The sequence below is a fragment of the Actinocorallia herbida genome, from assembly GCF_003751225.1.
GTDB lineage: Bacteria > Actinomycetota > Actinomycetes > Streptosporangiales > Streptosporangiaceae > Actinocorallia > Actinocorallia herbida.
Map to the genome: position 1 here is coordinate 1,253,749 of NZ_RJKE01000001.1, position 17,889 is coordinate 1,271,637.

General features: G+C 71.5%; 17 protein-coding genes and 1 tRNA gene. 13 read left to right on the top strand and 5 right to left on the bottom strand.

The window, feature by feature from the left end; translation table 11 throughout:
* The first annotated feature begins 125 nt into the window (after positions 1–125).
* The 3 genes from dnaG (at position 126) to EDD29_RS05985 (ending at position 3,670) form a co-directional block, all read left to right on the top strand.
* Positions 126–1,964, top strand: coding sequence for a DNA primase (dnaG, locus tag EDD29_RS05975; protein WP_123663077.1), 1,839 nt, complete (start codon positions 126–128; stop codon positions 1,962–1,964).
* 93 nt (positions 1,965–2,057) lie between these two features.
* Positions 2,058–3,200 carry an RNA polymerase sigma factor RpoD gene (gene rpoD / locus EDD29_RS05980; protein WP_123663079.1) on the top strand — a complete coding sequence of 381 codons (1,143 nt, stop codon included), beginning with the start codon at positions 2,058–2,060 and terminating at the stop codon, positions 3,198–3,200.
* Between the two features lie 86 nt (positions 3,201–3,286).
* Entirely contained in the window at positions 3,287–3,670 is a 384-nt protein-coding gene (locus tag EDD29_RS05985) for a YbjQ family protein (RefSeq protein ID WP_123663081.1), read from the top strand.
* 4 nt (positions 3,671–3,674) lie between these two features.
* Here the strand turns inward: EDD29_RS05985 and EDD29_RS05990 are convergent, their stop codons facing one another.
* Positions 3,675–4,922, bottom strand: a complete 1,248-nt coding sequence (locus EDD29_RS05990) for a molecular chaperone DnaJ (protein ID WP_123663083.1) — start codon at positions 4,920–4,922, stop codon at positions 3,675–3,677.
* Positions 4,923–5,118: 196 nt separating this feature from the next.
* On the opposite strand from EDD29_RS05990, the gene EDD29_RS05995 reads away from it, so the two are divergent.
* The 7 genes from EDD29_RS05995 (at position 5,119) to EDD29_RS06020 (ending at position 12,268) form a co-directional block, all read left to right on the top strand.
* On the top strand, positions 5,119–5,694 hold the full coding sequence (locus EDD29_RS05995) for a TerD family protein (protein ID WP_123663085.1): 576 nt from the start codon (positions 5,119–5,121) through the stop codon (positions 5,692–5,694).
* A 34-nt stretch (positions 5,695–5,728) separates the two neighbouring features.
* The gene (locus EDD29_RS06000) at positions 5,729–6,307 is read left to right on the top strand and encodes a TerD family protein (RefSeq protein WP_123663087.1); all 579 of its coding nucleotides are present in this window, start codon (positions 5,729–5,731) and stop codon (positions 6,305–6,307) included.
* Between the two features lie 57 nt (positions 6,308–6,364).
* Positions 6,365–7,441 carry a DUF475 domain-containing protein gene (locus EDD29_RS06005; RefSeq protein WP_123663089.1) on the top strand — a complete coding sequence of 359 codons (1,077 nt, stop codon included), beginning with the start codon at positions 6,365–6,367 and terminating at the stop codon, positions 7,439–7,441.
* Between the two features lie 183 nt (positions 7,442–7,624).
* On the top strand, positions 7,625–8,776 hold the full coding sequence (locus tag EDD29_RS06010; protein ID WP_123663091.1) for an HpcH/HpaI aldolase/citrate lyase family protein: 1,152 nt from the start codon (positions 7,625–7,627) through the stop codon (positions 8,774–8,776).
* Entirely contained in the window at positions 8,773–10,362 is a 1,590-nt protein-coding gene (locus tag EDD29_RS46710) for a phosphoribosyltransferase family protein (RefSeq protein ID WP_246052539.1), read from the top strand. The genes EDD29_RS06010 and EDD29_RS46710 overlap by 4 nt, the downstream gene beginning before the upstream one ends.
* Positions 10,359–11,444: a cysteine protease StiP family protein gene (locus EDD29_RS46210; protein WP_211359570.1), complete on the top strand. Its 1,086-nt coding sequence runs from the start codon at positions 10,359–10,361 to the stop codon at positions 11,442–11,444. The genes EDD29_RS46710 and EDD29_RS46210 overlap by 4 nt, the downstream gene beginning before the upstream one ends.
* Complete coding sequence (locus EDD29_RS06020) at positions 11,441–12,268, top strand: HAD family hydrolase (RefSeq protein WP_123663093.1); 828 nt, start codon at positions 11,441–11,443, stop codon at positions 12,266–12,268. Before EDD29_RS46210 ends, EDD29_RS06020 begins: the two co-directional genes overlap by 4 nt.
* Before the next feature lie 64 nt (positions 12,269–12,332).
* Here EDD29_RS06020 and EDD29_RS06025 read toward each other — a convergent pair whose 3' ends face one another.
* The 3 genes from EDD29_RS06025 to EDD29_RS06035 all read right to left on the bottom strand — a co-directional run bounded on the left by EDD29_RS06025 (position 12,333) and on the right by EDD29_RS06035 (position 13,867).
* Positions 12,333–12,827 carry a hypothetical protein gene (locus EDD29_RS06025; RefSeq protein ID WP_123663095.1) on the bottom strand — a complete coding sequence of 165 codons (495 nt, stop codon included), beginning with the start codon at positions 12,825–12,827 and terminating at the stop codon, positions 12,333–12,335.
* A gap of 139 nt (positions 12,828–12,966) precedes the next feature.
* Positions 12,967–13,308: a hypothetical protein gene (locus tag EDD29_RS06030; RefSeq protein ID WP_123663097.1), complete on the bottom strand. Its 342-nt coding sequence runs from the start codon at positions 13,306–13,308 to the stop codon at positions 12,967–12,969.
* A gap of 486 nt (positions 13,309–13,794) precedes the next feature.
* Positions 13,795–13,867 (bottom strand) — tRNA-Asn (locus EDD29_RS06035).
* Between the two features lie 134 nt (positions 13,868–14,001).
* On the opposite strand from EDD29_RS06035, the gene EDD29_RS06040 reads away from it, so the two are divergent.
* From EDD29_RS06040 to EDD29_RS06050, 3 genes are read left to right on the top strand one after another with little or no spacing between them, the layout of a single operon-like run.
* Complete coding sequence (locus tag EDD29_RS06040) at positions 14,002–14,304, top strand: hypothetical protein (protein ID WP_123663100.1); 303 nt, start codon at positions 14,002–14,004, stop codon at positions 14,302–14,304.
* A gap of 42 nt (positions 14,305–14,346) precedes the next feature.
* Entirely contained in the window at positions 14,347–15,660 is a 1,314-nt protein-coding gene (locus EDD29_RS06045; RefSeq protein ID WP_123663102.1) for an amylo-alpha-1,6-glucosidase, read from the top strand.
* Positions 15,661–15,688: 28 nt separating this feature from the next.
* Complete coding sequence (locus EDD29_RS06050; protein ID WP_123663104.1) at positions 15,689–16,486, top strand: SAM hydrolase/SAM-dependent halogenase family protein; 798 nt, start codon at positions 15,689–15,691, stop codon at positions 16,484–16,486.
* Here the strand turns inward: EDD29_RS06050 and EDD29_RS06055 are convergent.
* Positions 16,467–17,831, bottom strand: coding sequence for a WS/DGAT/MGAT family O-acyltransferase (locus EDD29_RS06055; protein ID WP_211359571.1), 1,365 nt, complete (start codon positions 17,829–17,831; stop codon positions 16,467–16,469). The genes EDD29_RS06050 and EDD29_RS06055 overlap by 20 nt on opposite strands.
* Positions 17,832–17,889: the final 58 nt, after the last annotated feature.

Below are 17,889 nucleotides of genomic sequence, written 5' to 3' on the forward strand. Positions count from 1 at the left end.
AAAGGTGACGAACCAGGCACGGGGTCGCGCGTCGCGCCGTCGCCGCGCGCACTGGACGGGTCGGGCATCAAGGACATCGCGGCGGTTCCGCCCTTCCGGTCCGCCGCGGTCATAGACTCAGGGCCATGGCAGGCGGCGGGCGGATCCGGCAAGAAGACATCGCGGTCGTCCGGGAAAGATCCCAGATCGACCAGGTGATCGGAGAGCACCTCCAGCTGATCGGCGCGGGAGGCGGCAACCTCAAGGGCCTGTGCCCCTTCCATGACGAGAAGTCCCCCTCCTTCAACGTGACGCCCTCGCGCGGCCTGTACTTCTGCCACGGCTGCGGCGTCGGCGGCGACGTCATCAAGTTCGTCCAGGAGATCGACCACCTGAGCTTCGCCGAGGCCGTCGAGCGGCTGGCCGGCAAGGCCGGGATCCAGCTCCGGTACGAAGAGGGCGGCTACGTCCAGCGCAAGGACTCCGGGCAGCGCGCCCGCCTGCTCGCGGCGCACAAGGAGGCCGCGGAGTTCTACCAGCGGCAGCTCACCTCGCCCGAGGCCGCGATCGGCCGCCGCTTCCTCATGGACCGCGGGTTCCAGGCCGCCGACGCCGCCCACTTCGGCGTCGGCTACGCCCCCAACGAGTGGGAGGCCCTGGTCCGGCACCTGCGCGCGCACGGCTTCACCGACCAGGAGATGATCACCGGCGGGCTCGCCGTCCAGGGCCAGCGCGGCCCGCGCGACAGGTTCCGGGGCCGCCTCGTCTGGCCGATCAGGGACGTCTCCGGCGACGTGATCGGCTTCGGCGCGCGCAAGCTGATCGAGGCCGACAACGGTCCGAAGTACCTCAACACCAACGAGACCCCGATCTACCACAAGAGCTCCATCCTCTACGGGCTCGACCTGGCCAAGAACGCGATCGGCAAGGCCAACAAGGCAGTGATCGTCGAGGGCTACACCGACGTCATGGCCTGCCATCTCGCGGGCGAGACCACCGCCATCGCCACCTGCGGCACCGCCTTCGGCGAGGACCACATCAGGGTGCTGCGCCGCATGCTCCTCGACCGGGACGAGGGCCGCGGCGAGGTGATCTTCACCTTCGACGGCGACTCCGCCGGGCAGCGCGCCGCGCTGCGCGCCTTCGAGAACGACGACAAGTTCTCCTCGCAGACCTTCGTCGCCGTCCAGCCGGACGGCCTCGACCCGTGCGACCTGCGGATCAAGGAGGGCGACGCGGCGGTCCGCGACCTCGTCGCCTCCCGGGTGGCCCTGTACGAGTTCGCGATCCGCAACGCCATCGCCAACTACGACCTGGACAACCCCGACGGCCAGATGAAGGCGCTCGACGCGGTCGCCCCGATCGTCGCCGGGATCAGGGACGCGGGCCGGCGCAAGGTCTGGGCGGGCCGCGTCGACCGGTGGATCGGCCTCATGGACGAGCAGCTCGTGCTCGGCCGGGTCGCCCAGCACGTCAAGGGGACCGCGCCCAAGCCGCGCGAGAAGCCCAAGGCCGATCCCAACGACCCGACCGTGGAGCTGGAGCGGGAGCTGCTGAAGATGGCGCTCCAGCGCCCGGCGACCCTCGGCCCGGCCTACGACATCCTGCCGTCGGACGCGTTCAGCGTGCCCGAGCACAGATCGGTCCACGAGGTCGTGCTCGCGGCCGGGGGCGTCGCGGCGTCGGGCGGGCTCATGGAGTGGGCGACGAGGCTGCGCGAGCTCGCCCCCGGCGACGAGGTCCGCACGCTCGTCACCCGGCTGAGCGTGGAGCCGCCGAAGACGGATCCGAAGTTCGACTCGGTTTCGGACGACACATATTCCCGGGCACTCCTCGCCCGCTTCATGGAACTGCAGCTCACGCGGGAGATCGCGGGCCTCAAATCCAAACTGGGGAGGCTGAATCCGGTCTCCGAGGCGGAAGAGTACAACCGGCTCTTCGGTGACCTGGTGGCGCTTGAGCAGCGGCGACGCGCGATGCGCTGAAGCCCTGTGATCCGACCGTGACCCCGTGCCGGAAATTGGGGCCTGCGTTTTCGGTGTGTTCTAGCGCACACTGTGAACGTGGGCCCTTTGACAATGCCCAGCGAGGCGCCGTCGGCCGAGCAGGTCGCCGACCTCGTCGCACGTGGCAGAGAGCGTGGAGGCGTCACCGTCGATGACGTCGCCGCCGCACTCGATCGCTCCGAACTGCCGGCCGACGCGCTGGAAGGCGTCGTCCGTTTGCTCGCAGAGCAGGGGGTAGAGGTCCTGGAGTCCGAAGAGGACGCCAAGGAGCTCACGCGAGCGGAAGAGGGAGACCTCAGCAGAAGGGCGCCTACGAGCGACCTGGTACGGATCTATCTGCGCGAGATCGGCCGTGTCCCGCTGCTCACGGCAGCAGAAGAAGTAGAACTCGCCAAATCCATCGAGGCGGGCCTGTTCGCGGAGGAGAAGACGGCCAGAGCGGCCATCCTGCTCCTTCCGGAAAGGCTCGATCTGGAAACCCTCGCACGTGACGGAGTGCGGGCCAAACAACGGCTCATCGAGGCCAACCTGCGTCTGGTGGTGTCCATCGCCAAGCGCTATGTCGGCCGCGGGATGCTGTTCCTCGACCTCATCCAGGAAGGGAACCTGGGCCTCATCCGTGCGGTCGAGAAGTTCGACTACACCAAGGGCTACAAGTTCTCGACGTACGCCACCTGGTGGATCCGCCAGGCCATCACCCGCGCCATCGCCGACCAGGCGCGGACGATCCGGATCCCCGTGCACATGGTGGAGACGATCAACAAGCTGATCCGCGTCCAGCGGCAGCTGCACCAGGACCTCGGGCGCGAGCCGCTGCCCGAGGAGATCGGCGCCGAGATGGGGATGGCGCCGGGACGGGTCGTGGAGATCCAGCGGATCGCCCAGGAACCCGTCTCCCTGCAATCCCCCATCGGCGAGGAGGACTCCGACCTCGGTGACTTCATCGAGGACGCCGACGCCGTCGTCCCGATCGAGGCCGCCGCGTTCATCCTGCTCCAGGACCAGCTGGAGGACATCCTCGCCACCCTGAACGACCGCGAGCAGCGCATCATCCAGCTGCGCTTCGGCCTCGCGGACGGACACCCCCGGACGCTTGAGGAGGTCGGCCGGGAATTCGGGGTGACACGGGAGCGGATCAGGCAGATCGAGTCCAAGACCCTCGCTAAGCTCCGGCACCCCTCGCGAGCCCAGGTCCTCCGGGAGTATCTGGAGTAGTACGTCATAAGCCCCTAAAGGGACTGCTCAGGCGAAAACCCCGGCACGGCACCCCGCGCCGGGGTTTCGTCGTCTAGGTTGAGTCCATGCTGATCGTGACGACCGACACCGTCGCCGGGTATGAGATCCGTTATGTCCGGGGCGCGGTGAGCGGCGCGGGGGTGGCGCACGGCGGCCTGTCGCAGGCCCGCCGTGAGGCGATCGAGCGGCTCAAGGCCGACACCGAGCGGTACGGCTGCAACGCCGTCGTCGGGATGCGCTTCGCCAACTGCCCGCTCGGCGACGGGTCCTTCGAGGTCTATGCCTACGGCACCGCCGTGCTCGTCGAGCAGGTCAAGACCGAGACCCCGACCCAGGACAGGGTCGCCGTGCCGCCGCCGGTGCCCGGTCCGTCGCACGGCCCGTCGAGCGGCGGCATGCCGATGGTCGGCCGCAACCTCACCGTCCAGGTCCCCGGCGGCCGGATCTGAGGCGTCAGCCCGCCATCTCGCGGCGGATCAGCTCCACCACCTCGCGTGCCCGCGCCTCGATCGAGCGCAGCTCGCCCAGGTACGCCCAGTAGTCCGGATGCGCGCCCGGCAGCAGGTCCGGCGCGCGGTCCAGCCGGGCCACCAGGCCGTCCAGCACCCGCGCGTGCACCGGGGCCGGGCCGCCCGGCTGGGCGACCGCGAGCCGCTGCGCGTCCCGCACGGTGAACCTGGCCCGCTCCAGCGGGCCCGCCGGGTCGGCCTCGACGCCGCGCAGGTCCGCGACCCGCTCTTCGACCCTGGCCGCCCTGCGCTCGGCGTCCTTGAGCTCGGTGCGCGCCGCCGCCAGCGCGCGCGGCGCGGCCCGCCAGTCACCCGCCGAGGCGGCCTGCGCGGTCTCCGCGATCCGCTCGCGGGCGCGTTCCAGGGCCTGGCCGATCGCCTCCGGCGCGCCCCGCAGATCCTGCCAGGAGGCCAGGGCGTAGCCGCGCCGCAGCTCGCTCATCGCCTCCTCCACCCGGGTCCGCCTGCCCTCGGCCATCTCCACCCGGGTCCGCACGCTCGCCAGGCCGTTGCGGGTCCGGGAGACCGCCTCGGCCAGGTCGCGGGCCTCCTCGGCGATCTGGCCCGCGCTGTCGCGCACCTCGCCGGCCCGCGCCATCGCGCCGCGCACCCCGAGGCCGCCCAGGCCCTCGGTGGTCAGCTCGGCGAGCCGCCCACGCGCGGTGGCCAGTTCCGCCTCGACCTCCGCGGTGTCCATCCCGGCCGCGGCCGCCGCGTCCACCGCGGCGCGCGCCTCCTGGAGCGCCTCGCGGGCCGCGCGCAGCAGCGGCGCGAGATCGTCGAGCGACGCCTCGGCGCGGGCGAGCAGCGGGGCGAGGTCGGCCGCGAGCCGGTTCAGCGTCTCGGTGGCCCGGCCCAGCGCCGGAACCGTCCCGTGCAGCGCCCGCCCGGCGTCCTCGTACTCGATCATCGAGCGGTCCTCGTCATCGAGGTCGTGCGCGTCGAAGGCGGTGATGTAGGCCCCGGAAGCCTCGTCGGCGGAGGCGTTCGCGGCGGCGAAGCGGGCGCGCAAAGGGTCGGCCGCGGCGGCGTCCAGCCCGCTCAGCGCGCTCATCCGCGCGCCGACGAACTTCTGCGCCTGATCGAGGTCGAAGAACGCCTGGACCGCGTCCTGCCGGGCCTGCAGCGCGGTCTCGCGCGCCCTTACCGCCCGCGGGTCGCGACGCCCCCGGCGGCGCTGATCACGTGCCACGGCACCTCCCCGACAGATTCTCCCAGCACCTTAGACAACCATTTCCGCATCCGGCCGCAAACCGCGTCCGGCGGGGAAACAGGGATAAGGGCGGGTCGCAGAGGGAACCGATAGAGTCACTTAGACGTCTGTCAGGTGGAACCAGTTCGCACTCACGCGAGATCGTCTCGCGACCAACCCCAACCTGGAGGCAAGGATGCCGGTCAGCCTGAGCAAGGGCGGCAACGTTTCGCTGAGCAAGGAGGCCCCCGGCCTCACTGCGGTCATCGTCGGCCTGGGCTGGGACGTCCGCACCACGACGGGCACCGACTTCGACCTCGACGCCTCGGCGATCGTGGTCGACGCGGGCGGCAAGGTCCTGTCCGACGGCCACTTCGTGTTCTTCAACAACCTCAAGACCCCCGACGGCGCCGTGGAGCACACCGGCGACAACCTCACCGGCGCGGGCGAGGGCGACGACGAGCAGGTCAAGGTCAACCTGGGCGGGCTGCCCCCGAACGCCGAGCGGATCGTCTTCCCCGTCTCGATCTACGACGGCGCGGGCCGCAGCCAGAACTTCGGCCAGGTGCGCAACGCCTTCATCCGCGTGCTCAACGCCGCGGGAGGCACCGAGATCGCCCGCTACGACCTCTCCGAGGACGCGTCCACCGAGACCGCGATGATCTTCGGCGAGCTCTACCGGAACGGCGCGGAGTGGAAGTTCCGGGCCGTCGGCCAGGGCTACGCCTCCGGCCTCCAGGGCATCGCCCAGGACTTCGGCGTCAACGTCTGACCCGCCCCCCGGACCGGCTGAAGGAGCTTCGATCATGGGCGTCAGCCTCGCCAAAGGCGGCAACGTCTCACTCAGCAAGGCCGCTCCCGATCTCCGGGAGGTGACCGTCGGGCTCGGCTGGGACGTGCGGGCCACCACCGGCGTGGACTTCGACCTCGACGCCTCGGCGCTGCTGGTCGGGTCGAACGGCAAGGTACTCTCCGACCGGCACTTCGTCTTCTACAACAACCTCGTCAGCCCGGACGGGACCGTCGAGCACACCGGCGACAACCTGACCGGCGAGGGCGACGGGGACGACGAGTCGGTCAACGTGAACCTCGCCGCGGTCGACCCCGGCGTGGAGCGGATCGTCTTCCCGGTGTCGATCCACGAGGGCGGCGCCAGGAGCCAGACCTTCGGCCAGGTGCGGAACGCGTTCATCCGCGTGGTGAACCGGGCCGACGGGGTCGAGATCGCCCGCTACGACCTCAGTGAGGACGCCTCGACGGAGACGGCGATGGTCTTCGGTGAGCTGTACCGCTACAACTCGGAGTGGAAATTCCGCGCCATCGGCCAGGGCTATGCGTCCGGCCTGCACGGGATCGCACAGGACTTCGGCGTCAATGTCGGCTGACCTGCCGACGCCATCGCCGCTTAACGGGCCCGGGCACGGGTCAAGGAACTGCACATCATGATTTTTCGTACGTTCGGGTGGTCGTTCGCGATCACGGTCGTCGGCCTGATCGCGGGCTTCCTGTACGGCGGGGCTTCGGCACTGGCCGTCGTGGCGATCCTGGCGGTCCTGGAGATCTCGCTCTCCTTCGACAACGCCGTGGTCAACGCCAAGGTGCTGCAGCGGATGAGCCCGTTCTGGCAGAAGATCTTCCTCACGATCGGCATCGCGATCGCGGTGTTCGGCATGCGGCTGGTCTTCCCCATCGTGGTCGTGGCGCTCACCGCGCAGATGAGCCCATGGGCGACGCTGGACATGGCGTTCAACGAACCCGACCGCTACCACGCGGAGATGGAGTTCGCCTACCCGATGATCGCCGCCTTCGGCGGCATGTTCCTGATGATGCTGTTCCTCAACTGGGTCTTCGAGGACCGGGACATCCACTGGCTGGCCTGGCTGGAGAAGCCGCTGCTGCGCATCGGCAAGCTCGAGCAGCTCCCGGTGGTCATCGCCGGCGCCACGCTGGCCTGCGTCGGCACCTGGGTCGCCGATGACGCGCACCGCACCAACGTGCTCATCGCGGGTCTGCTGGGCATCGTGACCTACATCCTGGTCAACGGGCTCGGCGAGCTGTTCAACAACCCTGAGCTGACCGAGGAGGAGTCCTCCAAGGGCCCCAACGGCCTCGTGCTGGCCACGGGCAAGGCGGGCTTCTTCCTGTTCCTCTACCTGGAGGTCCTGGACGCCTCGTTCTCGTTCGACGGCGTGATCGGCGCGTTCGCGATCAGCACCGACCCGATCATCATCGCGATCGGCCTCGGCGTCGGCGCGATGTACATCAGGTCGATGACCGTCTTCCTGGTCCGCCAGGGCACGCTGAGCGAGTTCAAGTACCTGGAGCACGGCGCCCACTGGGCGATCGGCGCGCTCGCGGTCTGCATGATGATCAGCATCGGGCACCACCTGTCCGAGTGGATCACCGGCGGGATCGGCGCGGGCCTGATCATCCTGGCCCTCATCAGCTCGATCATCCTGCGCAAGCGGGACGGCGTCGCCGCATCGGACGCCGAGGAACTCGAGTCGAGCCGCCTGTAGCGTGCCGCGCGAAGCCCCGGTCGTCGTCCGCGACGGCCGGGGCTTCGGCGTTTCTCTTGGCGGGAGCGGCTCCCGTGCCGGACGCTGTCTGTTGTGACCAAGGTTGCAGTGTTTTGTCCGATCAGGCGGAACCTCCGGTACCGGGTCCGGCGTTGGACCTCGCGTGAGGGAAGGTAGCTGAGCGTGCGTCATTTCGATCAGATCGACGCCGGGCGCCGCGCGGAACTGTTCCATCGGCAGCCACGGAACTTCGACCGGGATTCCGACCCCGGTCTGCTCGCCGTGGCCCTGGGCGCCACGCTCTACAGCCCGGCGACCCGGCCGCGGCTGGCCGCCGACATCGCCAAGTGCGCGGGCGTCGGCGTGCGCAGCATGGTGCTGTGCCTGGAGGACTCGATCTCCGACGGGGACGTCCCGGCCGCCGAGGACAACCTCGTCGCCCAGGTGAAGGCGGTCGACCCGGCCACCGCGCCCCTGCTGTTCATCCGGGTCCGCACCCCGGAGCAGATCCCCGATCTCATCCGCCGCCTGGGCGACTCCGCGGTGCTGATCAGCGGATTCGTCCTGCCGAAGTTCGAGGCCGTCGGCGGCAAGCCCTTCCTCGACGCGCTCGCCGAGGCGTCCGCGGCCTCCGGTGTCCGGCTGCTGGCCATGCCGGTGATCGAGACCCGCGACGCGCTGTACCGGGAGACCCGAACGGGGGTGCTCACCGACATCGCCGGGCTGCTCGACCGGCGCCGCGCGCAGATCCTCGCGGTCCGGCTCGGCGGCACCGATCTCTGCGCCGCCTACGGGCTGCGCAGGCCGCGTGAACTCACGATCTACGACCTCCACCTGGTCGCCAGCCTGATCGCCGACGTCGTCAACGTCTTCGGCAGGGCCGACGGCACGGGGTTCACGGTCACCGGGCCCGTCTGGGAGTACTTCTCGACGGGGGAGCGGCTGTTCAAGCCGCAGCTGCGCGAGGCGCCCTTCGCCGAGCACTCCGCCGAGGTGCTGCGCAAGCAGCTGATCACCGCGGGCGTCGACGGGTTCATCCGCGAGGTCATCCTCGACCGCGCCAACGGGCTCACCGGCAAGACCGTGATCCACCCCAGCCACGTCGCCGCCGTGCACGCGCTCTCGGTGGTCTCCCACGAGGAGTACAGCGACGCCACCGACATCCTCGGCGTCCCGGCCGGGGGCGCGATGGCCTCCAGCTACGCGAACAAGATGAACGAGGCGAAACCCCACCGGGCCTGGGCGGAGCGGACGCTTCTGCGGGCCGAGGTCTTCGGGGTCGCGGCCGAGCACGTCGGCTTCGTGGACCTCTTCGAGGCGGCGGTGAGCCGGTGAGCGCGCCCGTCTGGCCCGGTACGTGGGTCACCTCGCGGCTCGGCCTCGGGCTGGTCGACCACGCCTCGCCCGTGCGGCTGACCCTCGCCGAACTCGTCGGGCTCGCCGTCCGGCGCAATCCGCGGCGGGCGCATCTGCTCGTCTCGACGGTCCTGGGCAAGCACGTGCCCACCGATCCCCGGCTCGTCTACGGGTCGGCGCTCCTGCTGGGACGCCTTGTGGGACGGGTCCTTGGCGGGGAGTCTTTGACCGAGGAGGACGAGGTCGCCCTTCGCGCGGGGGCTCTGCTGCGGGAGGGGCTCGCCGGAGACGGAGTCGCGGCTGCGTCCCTCAGGGACCTGCTCGTCTCCCATGCCGTCCCGCGCGACGCCGTCGTCCTCGGTTACGCGGAGACGGCCACGGCCCTCGGCCACGGCGTCGCCGACGCGCTCGGCCACGCCCCCTACCTGCACTCGACCCGGCGCCCGGTGCCCGGCGTGACCCCTTACGGGGGCTTCGAGGAGGAGCACAGCCATGCCACGAGCCACCTCCTGCTCCCCGACCCGCCGGAACTCTTCGACACCGACGCGCCCCTCGTCCTCGTAGACGACGAGCTGTCTACGGGACGTACCGTGCGCAACACCCTTCGGGCGCTCCACGCGGTACGTCCCCGAGCCCGTTACGTCGTCGCGTCCCTGATCGACCTGCGGGACGCCGCCGACCGGACCGCCACCGCGGAACTCGCCGCCGAACTCGGCGCCCGCGTCGACGTCGTCGCCCTGGCCCACGGCACGGTCACCCTCCCGCCCGGCCTCGTGGAAGCCGGCTCCGCGCTGGTCGCAGCCCTCGACACCCCCCGTTCCGGCCTGCCGCCCCGGCCTTCTCCCGCCGGGGCCGCCACGCCCGCCGTGCCGGTCGGGTCCGCGGCCCCCGTCGTGCCCGGTGCGCCCGCTGTTCCGGCCGTGCCGGTCGGGTCCGCGGTGCCTGGAGTTCCCGCTGCGTCCGCTACACCTGCATCATCCGTTGCGTTCGGCACATCCGTGGTGTCCGTGACGCGCGGCGCATCTGTCGTGCCCGCTGCGTCCGATACATCCGGCATTCCGGCGGGTTCTGCGGTGCGGGCGGTGCTGGAGTGGCCCGCGGGGGTGCCGTCCGGGGGGCGGCACGGGTTCCGGGCGGGGCATCGCGAGGCGCTGGAGAAGGCGCTGCCCGGGCTGGGCGCGGCCGTCGCCGCCGAGGTGCCCTCGCGCGCGCGGCGGGTCCTCGTGCTCGGGTTCGAGGAGCTCATGTACACGCCGCTGCGGCTCGCCGAGGCGCTCGCCGACCTCCTGCCGGGCACCTTGGTCCGGTACTCCACCACGACCCGCTCGCCCGTCCTGGCCGTCGACGATCCCGGCTACGCGATCCGCGGCAGGGTCGCCTTCCCCGCGCACGACACGCCCGCCGACGGGCCGGGGGAGCGGTACGCCTACAACGTCGCGCAGGGCTTCGACGCGATCGTCCTCATCGTGGACGAGGAAGGGGACACGCCCTTGCTGCACGACGGCCTCCTCACCGAACTTGCCGGGCTCACCGGCCGCGTCGTCCTCGCGGTGGTGCCCGCGTGAGCGCGCGGCCCCTGTACGGGCCGGGCTTCGGTAGCTACCCGGCCGACGACGTCGCCTGGCTGCTCACCGACCTCTCCGACACCGAACTCGAGGCCCCGACCGAGGAGCGCGAGGAGGCGATCCAGTCGGGCGCGGCCCACTACGCCGAGTCTTTGCCCATCGAGTTCCAGCCTTCGCCGGAGTACCAGCGGCTGTTCCACACCGCGCTGGACGCCTCGGCCGCGCGGCTGGCCCAGGCCGTCGCCGTCATCACCGAGCGGATCCTCGCCGCGCGCGGGCGGGACGCCGTCCTGGTGTCGCTCGCGCGGGCCGGGACGCCCATCGGGATCCTGTGCAGGCGCTGGGCGGCCTACGCGCACGGGCTCGACCTCCCGCACTACGCGGTGAGCATCGTGCGCGGCCGCGGCATCGACGCCGTCGCCCTGGACCACCTCGCGGCCCACCACGACCCCAGATCCGTCATGTTCGTCGATGGGTGGACGGGGAAGGGCGCGATCACCCGGGAGCTCGCGGCGGCACTCGAAGGCCGCGACTTCTCTCCCGAGCTCGCCGTGCTCGCCGACCCCGGGCGCTGCGTCTCCGTCTACGGGACCCGGGAGGACTACCTGATCCCGTCGGCCTGCCTGAACTCGACGGTGTCCGGGCTCGTCAGCCGGACCGTGCTCAACCGCGACCTCATCGGGCCCGGCGACTTCCACGGCGCCAAGTTCTACAAGGACCTCGCCCCGGCCGACGTCTCGAACCTCTTCCTCGACGCGGTCTGCCGGCACTTCCCCGCGGTCGACGCCTCGGCCGCGCCGCCGCAGGAGGACCCGGACTGGTCGGGCTGGGCCGCCGTCGAACGGATCAGCGCGGAGTACGGCATCGGGGACATCAACCTGGTGAAACCGGGCGTGGGGGAGACCACCCGGGTGCTGCTGCGGCGGGTGCCCTGGAAGGTGCTCGCGCGGCGCGGGGCGGATGCCGACCTCGCGCACATCCGGGTCCTCGCCGCCGAACGCGGCGTGCCCGTCGAGGAAGTAGACGCTGACTCGCCTTACGCCTGTGTCGGACTGATCAAGCCCCGGGAGAACCGGCCGTGACCGTCGCCGTCTGCACCGACCTCGACCGCACCCTCATCTACTCGGCCAACGCGCTCGCCCTCACCGAGTCCGACGCGCCGCCCCGGCTGCTCTGCGTCGAGCTGTACCAGGCGCGCCCGCTGTCCTACCTGACCGAGGAGGCCGCCGCCGACCTCGAACTGCTCGGCCGGCGGGCCGTCCTGGTGCCGACCACGACCCGCACTCCCGAGCAGTACCTACGCGTGCGTCTTCCCGGGCCGCCCGCGCGCTACGCGATCTGCGCGAACGGCGGCGCCCTGCTCGTCGACGGGGTCGAGGACACCTCCTGGACGGCCGGGGTACGCAAACGCGTCGCGGACTGCGCGCCGGTTCTGGAGGTGTTCGACCGGGTCTCGGCGGCGAGCGGGGACTTCACCAAGAGCGTCCGGATCGCCGCCGACCTGTTCGTCTACACCGTCGTGGACCGCGCGGCCCTCCCGTCCGGCTGGCTCGCGGAGCTGACGGCCTGGTGCGCGGAACGCGCCTGGACCGTCTCCCTCCAGGGCCGCAAGGTCTACTTCCTGCCCGTCCCCCTCACCAAGTCCGCCGCCGCCCGCGAGGTCGCCGTCCGCTCGGGAGCCGCCCACCTCCTGGCCGCGGGCGACTCGCTCCTGGACGCCGAACTCCTCGCCGTGGCCGATGCCGCCATCCGTCCCGCCCACGGTGAACTCCACGACACCGCCCACACCGGCTCCGCCGTCACCCGCGCCTCCGGCGTCCGCGCCGGCGCCGAGATCACCACCTGGCTTCTGGCCCGGACCCTCGACCCGGCCTTCATCCCGCGGACCGGCCCCTGGCGCGCCTGACCCGGCTCGAAGGGGTCGGACGCGGAAGCACTCGATCACCGCCCCGCCCGAGGCGGGGCAAGGGTCACAGCCCGATCTCGCGCCTGACGGCGAGGAGGAGCTGTTCCGCCTTGTTCTTGACGCCCGGGTCGGTCGCATCGAGGTCGTCGTCGTAGACGAGGGACCAGAGCAGCCCGTCCGGCGCCGGTGACGGCTTGCCGTGGGTGGCCTTGCGTCCGACGACGCGGACCCCGCCGTCGTCCCCGAACGCGAAGTACCGGGTGACCACCACCGTGGAGGTGACCCGTTCCTGCACGAGCTCGGGCACCGATCCCGGCTCCGTCAGCCGGATGTGGTGCTCCCCGTCGTCGCCCCACACGTGCAGCCACTCGCCGTTCCACGAGGCCCGCAGCACCCGCTCCCACGGCACCCGCTGGAACCCGCCCTCCCCATCGGGCACGAACAACGCGAATCGGCTCACCACCACATGGGACCCTCCGCGCGTGCCCGCCACCGCGAGCACCCGCTCACCGCGCTCAAGTCCGAGTTTCCCCCGCACCGCCCGCTCCAGCCGCACCATCCCCACAACCTACCCCAGCCGCCCACGCCGCCCAGGGTTTATCCACAGCATGACCCGAAACCTCCACTCGAACCGGAGCCCGCCCGTGACAAGGCGGTCGAGAAGCCGGAGTGAGAAGGTCCGGCGGGTGCCAGACCGGTCAAGGCCGGGCGTCCGACTCCAGGGCCGCGACGCGGGCTCGGAGCGCGATGAGTTCCGCTTCCAGAGCGGCGACCCGCTCGCTCAGGACCGCTGAGCCGACGGACAAGGTGACCTTCTCCCCTCCGCCGAAGGCCAGCCGCTCCAGGTGGTCCTCGGGAAGCCCGAGCACCCGGGACAGGCCCGTCAGGGTGACGACGTCACGGTGCTGAGGGTCGGCGTTGCGGATCTTGCGGAGCGTCGCGATCGTGAGGCCGGATCGCTCCGACACCCGCTTCTCCGCCAGCCCGAGTTCGGCCATCCGCTCGTTGACGACCTTGGCCACGGCCTTCCAGTCGGCCATGTCTCTTCACCGCCCTCACATGCACGTCCAGAACGTCCCGAAGCCTAACGAGTCCGCGGCTCGGCGCGCGGCCCGTTGCCGAGCTGACGCAAGCTCCCGTGGTCAAACGTCGTCGCCTACGACAGGAGCGCCGGCACGTGGCGCCCCACGGGGGAAGCGGGCCGGGACCACGAGGAATTCGCGATCTACGCGTGCAGGTCTGTGCGAGCCACCGGCGGCACCAGACGAGGAAGTCGCGCCGTACGCTCAAGCCGCCCGCGCGCTGCGTGATCGCACTTCGGGACTCAGGTCACGGAGGAGGTCTGCCGGAAGCGGATTGGGCCGGTGATCCAGGAGGGCGCGAAGGCAATGGACCGGATCTTTCCGGCGGGTGAAGAGGGCGAGAAAGCGTCGTAGGTACTCACTTAGATACTCACCAACGCCTCAGGGCCGGTTCTTCGGGAGAAGAACCGGCCCTGAGCTGGGAAGGTGGGCCAGTCGGCCCAGCTCCCGCGATTGGACTCGAACCAATAACCTGCCGGTTAACAGCCGGCTGCTCTGCCAATTGAGCTACGCGGGATTGCGTCTGGGGGAGTGGGGTTCTCCCTGCCAGCGCGTCTACATTAGCGCATCTTCGGGGGTGGTCGCGCATCGGCGGGGTGAGGGCGGGTAGGGGGTGGGGAAGAGACATCGAGAGCGGGTGGGGGGAGCAGGATGAAGCGGGCGATCTTCGCGGGTGGGGTGGCCGTGGGGTATGTGCTGGGGGCGCGGGCCGGGCGCGAGAGGTACGAGCAGATCAAGAAGGCGGCGTTGGAGGTGTGGGGGCATCCGGCGGTGCAGACGGCGGCGACCTCGGTGAAGGAGCAGGCCGCCGAGGTGGGGGCCAAGGGGGCGCACCGGGCGGGTGAGCTGGCCAAGGACGGGTGGGCCAGGACGGGGGAGGCGGCGACCTCGGCGCGGCAGAAGGTGAACGACCGCCTGCACCGGGAGAGCCGGGAAGAGATGATGACCACCTGACAGGGGCTTTCCAGAACGCGAGCGCAGGTTCACGCTGGGGTGATGAGCCCGCGACTGACCGGTGACGAGACCGTCCTCTGGCAGGCGGCGGCCAGGGTGCTGGACGCCAACTGGACGGGGTCGGCCACCGTGCCGTCCCCGGGCCTCTACCCGCACCAGTGGAGCTGGGACTCGGGCTTCGTGTGCCTGGGCCTGGCCCGGCACCGCTACGAGCGGGCCGAGCGGGAGCTGACGAGTGTGCTGCGCGGCCAGTGGGCCAACGGAATGGTGCCGCACATCGTGTTCAACGCGAAGGTCGCGAGGCACGCCTACTTCCCGGGGCCGGAGCTGTGGCGCAGCGCGGGGGCCGCGGAGGCGCCGAAGGGCGTGGAGACGTCCGGGATAACCCTGCCGCCCATCCAGGCCATCGCCGCGCTCCGTCTGCACGCCGTGTCTCCGGACCCCGAGCGCAGCCGGGCCTTCCTCCGCGCGATCTTCCCGCGCCTCGCCGCCCAGCAGCGCTACCTCGGTACCGTCCGCGACCTCGGCGGGGCGGGGCTCGTGTCGATCTGCCATCCGTGGGAGTCGGGCATGGACAACAGCCCGGCTTGGGATCGTCCCCTGGCGGCCGTGCGCCTGCCCCCCATGCGGTACGCCCCGGGCGCCCGCCCCGTGTCGGCGCCCACCGGCGTGGACTACGACAGGTACGTGTGGCTCGTCACGGCCTTCAGGAACGCCGGCTATGCCGGTGGCCACCTCCGCGACGATCATCCGTTCGCCGTCGAGGACCCGCTCGTCAACGGCATGTACCTGGCCTCCTTCCAGGCGCTCGCCGAGCTGGCGGAGGTGGTCGGGGGAGACCCGCTGCCCTACCGGGAGGAGGCCGAGCGGGTGCGCGCGGCGCTGCTGGACCGGCTGTGGGATCCCGAGCAGCGGTGCTTCCGCGCGCTCGACGTGCGGACGGGCAAGCCGGTCCCCGCGGTCACCGTCGCGGCGTTCGGGCCCCTGCTGGATCCGGGGCTCCCGGCGCACGCGGTCCGCGGCCTCGCCGATCTGCTGCTGTCGTCCCGGTTCGCCGGGTCCGCCGGGTATCCGGTGCCGACCTGCGACATCCAGGCCGCGGCGTTCGACCGCGCGGCGTTCTGGCGCGGCCCCGCCTGGATCAGCACGAACTGGATCGTCTGGGCGGGCGTGCGCGAGCACGGGCTCGGCGCGGTCGCGGACCTGATCCACGGGTCGACGCTGCGGCTGGTGCGCCAGTCGGGGTTCCGCGAGTTCTTCGACCCGTTCGACGGCACGGGCCGGGGCGGGCACGACTTCAGCTGGTCGGCCGCGCTCGTCATGGATCTGCTGGCGGCGCGCCGAGAGGGCCGCTGAGGGGCCGCGCGCCCGGTAGCGTGCCTGAATGGCTGATTCGGTCTTTGTGAGCCTCACGACGGATTTCGGGGCCGCCTACACGGGGATCATGGCCGGGGTCGTCGCCCGGATCGCGCCCGCCGCGCGGGTACAGGTGCTCAGCGACGAGGTGACGCCGTACGCGGTGGTCGAGGGGGCGATGCTGCTCGCGCAGGCTCTGCCTTACCTTCCGGTCGGCGTGCACGTGGCCGTGGTCGACCCGGGGGTGGGCACCGCGCGGCTGCCGGTCGGCGTCCGGACGGGCCGGGGCGACCTCCTCGTCGGCCCCGACAACGGGCTGCTCGCGCAGGCGGCCGAGGCGCTGGGCGGTGCCGCCGAGGTGCGGGTGCTCGCCGAGCCGCGGCTGCGCCTTCCGGAGCTCTCCGGCACCTTCCACGGGCGCGACGTCTTCGCGCCCGCGGCGGGCCACTTGGCGTGCGGGGTGCCTCTCGCGGAGTTCGGGCCGCCCGCCTCGCTGCTGCCCCTGAGCCCGCCCGAGCCGGACGTCTCCCCGGGCTCCCTCACCGCGACGGCCTTGTACGCCGACTCGTTCGGCAGCCTCGTCCTCGGGGCGCGCCCGCCGGATCTGGCGGACGCCTTCGGCCCGCTGCCTTACGGCTCCGTTCTCGACCTCGACGGGATCGCCGTCCCCTGGGTCGAGACCTATGGCGACGTCCCGGTGGGCGCCCCTCTGCTGTTCAAGGACTCCTCGGGTCTTCTCGCCCTGGCCGTCAACCAGGGGTCGGCGGTTCGGGAGTTCTCCCGCAAGGCGGGCGCCCGCCTCGTGCTCAGGGAAGCAGTTCCCTGATGGCGTCCTCGATGCCCTCGGCGAGGACCGCCGAGTCGGGCTGGCCGTCGAAGTCGGCGCAGACGCCGAAGTGCAGGCGGCCCGCGTAGCTGAAGATGGCCGTCGCGATCTGGATGCCGCCCGTCAGGGGCACGTAGGGGTACATCGCCCGGACGCGGCTGCCGAGGATGTACAGCGGGAACTGCGGGCCGGGGATGTTGGTGGTGACGGTCTGCACGATCGGGTTGAACAGCCGGATCGGGGTGCGGGCGCCGAGCGCGAGCAGCGCGGGCGCGACCGCGGTGTCGGTCAGCCGGGTGAGCCGGGCGCCGCCCTGCTCCTGGCGGGTGGATTTCAGGTCGTCCATCTGGGCGCGCAGGTACGCCAGTCGCGCGACGGGGTCGGGATCGCCGACGGGCAGGTTCACGAAGACCGAGGAGACCCGGTTGGTCGGGATGCCGCGTTCCGCCTCGGTGCGCACCGACACCGGGACGGCCGACCGGACGACCCGGTCCGGGGTGAGCGCGCCGCGTCCGGCGAGCTGGGCCCGGAAACCGCCGGTGACGGCCGCGAGGACGATGTCGTTGACCGTGCCCCCGTGGGCCTTGCGGATCGCCCTGACGTCGTCCAGGGTCGCGTCCGCCCAGTACCACCGCCGGTGCGGCCCGATCGGGCCGTTGAGCACGCTCGCCGAGGCCCGGGTGAACCGCGAGAGCTGACGCGCCAGGCCGCCCGCGTAGTCGACGATCTGGGGCGCCCGCCGCACGGTGCCGAGGAGGTCTCCGGGGAGGCTTCGCGCCGCCCGCAGGGGCTGGAGGGCGTTGTCGACGAACGCGTCGGCGAGGAGCGCCAAGCCGGACGGCGAGGGGCGGGGCCGCCAGGCGTGCTCGGGGGCGGGCAGGGGGGCGTCGGGCGTCAGCTCGAATAGGGAAGTGATGAGGTCCATCCCGGCGACCCCGTCGACCATGCAGTGGTGCACCTTGCCGATGATCGCCCAGGCGCCCCCTTCGAGGCCCTCGACGAGATACAGCTCCCACAGCGGCTTCTTGGGGTCGAGGCGCTGGGCGACGACCCGTCCGGCGAGGTTGCGGAGCTGGTCGGGGCCGCCCGGCGCGGGGACCGCGGTGTGCCTGACGTGGTACAGGATCTGGAAGTGCGGGTCGTCGACCCACCCGGGCCGCCCCGCGTGCAGCGGGACGGACCTGACCCGCTGCCGGTAGCGCTCCATGCCGGGGAGCTTGGCGGCGACGAGCCGCACGAGGTCGCCGTAGGAGGGCGCGGGGCCTTCCATGACGATGACCGCCGCGACGTGCAGGGGGGTGTTCTCGTCCTCGATCAGGTAGAAGCTCGCGTCCAGTCCGCTCATCCGCTGCATGGCTTCGACGTAACCATCGCCGGACAATCCTGACAAAGTGTTGGCTTAC

What these genes read in the sequence shown, in the direction of transcription:
- dnaG (WP_123663077.1), top strand. Translation starts at nt 126, where the DNA reads ATGGCAGGCGGCGGGCGGATCCGGCAAGAAGACATCGCGGTCGTCCGG.
- rpoD (WP_123663079.1), top strand. Translation starts at nt 2,058, where the DNA reads ATGCCCAGCGAGGCGCCGTCGGCCGAGCAGGTCGCCGACCTCGTCGCA.
- EDD29_RS05985 (WP_123663081.1), top strand. Translation starts at nt 3,287, where the DNA reads ATGCTGATCGTGACGACCGACACCGTCGCCGGGTATGAGATCCGTTAT.
- EDD29_RS05995 (WP_123663085.1), top strand. Translation starts at nt 5,119, where the DNA reads ATGCCGGTCAGCCTGAGCAAGGGCGGCAACGTTTCGCTGAGCAAGGAG.
- EDD29_RS06000 (WP_123663087.1), top strand. Translation starts at nt 5,729, where the DNA reads ATGGGCGTCAGCCTCGCCAAAGGCGGCAACGTCTCACTCAGCAAGGCC.
- EDD29_RS06005 (WP_123663089.1), top strand. Translation starts at nt 6,365, where the DNA reads ATGATTTTTCGTACGTTCGGGTGGTCGTTCGCGATCACGGTCGTCGGC.
- EDD29_RS06025 (WP_123663095.1), bottom strand. Translation starts at nt 12,827, where the DNA reads ATGGTGCGGCTGGAGCGGGCGGTGCGGGGGAAACTCGGACTTGAGCGC.
- EDD29_RS06030 (WP_123663097.1), bottom strand. Translation starts at nt 13,308, where the DNA reads ATGGCCGACTGGAAGGCCGTGGCCAAGGTCGTCAACGAGCGGATGGCC.
- EDD29_RS06040 (WP_123663100.1), top strand. Translation starts at nt 14,002, where the DNA reads ATGAAGCGGGCGATCTTCGCGGGTGGGGTGGCCGTGGGGTATGTGCTG.
- EDD29_RS06045 (WP_123663102.1), top strand. Translation starts at nt 14,347, where the DNA reads ATGAGCCCGCGACTGACCGGTGACGAGACCGTCCTCTGGCAGGCGGCG.
- EDD29_RS06050 (WP_123663104.1), top strand. Translation starts at nt 15,689, where the DNA reads ATGGCTGATTCGGTCTTTGTGAGCCTCACGACGGATTTCGGGGCCGCC.
- EDD29_RS06055 (WP_211359571.1), bottom strand. Translation starts at nt 17,831, where the DNA reads ATGAGCGGACTGGACGCGAGCTTCTACCTGATCGAGGACGAGAACACC.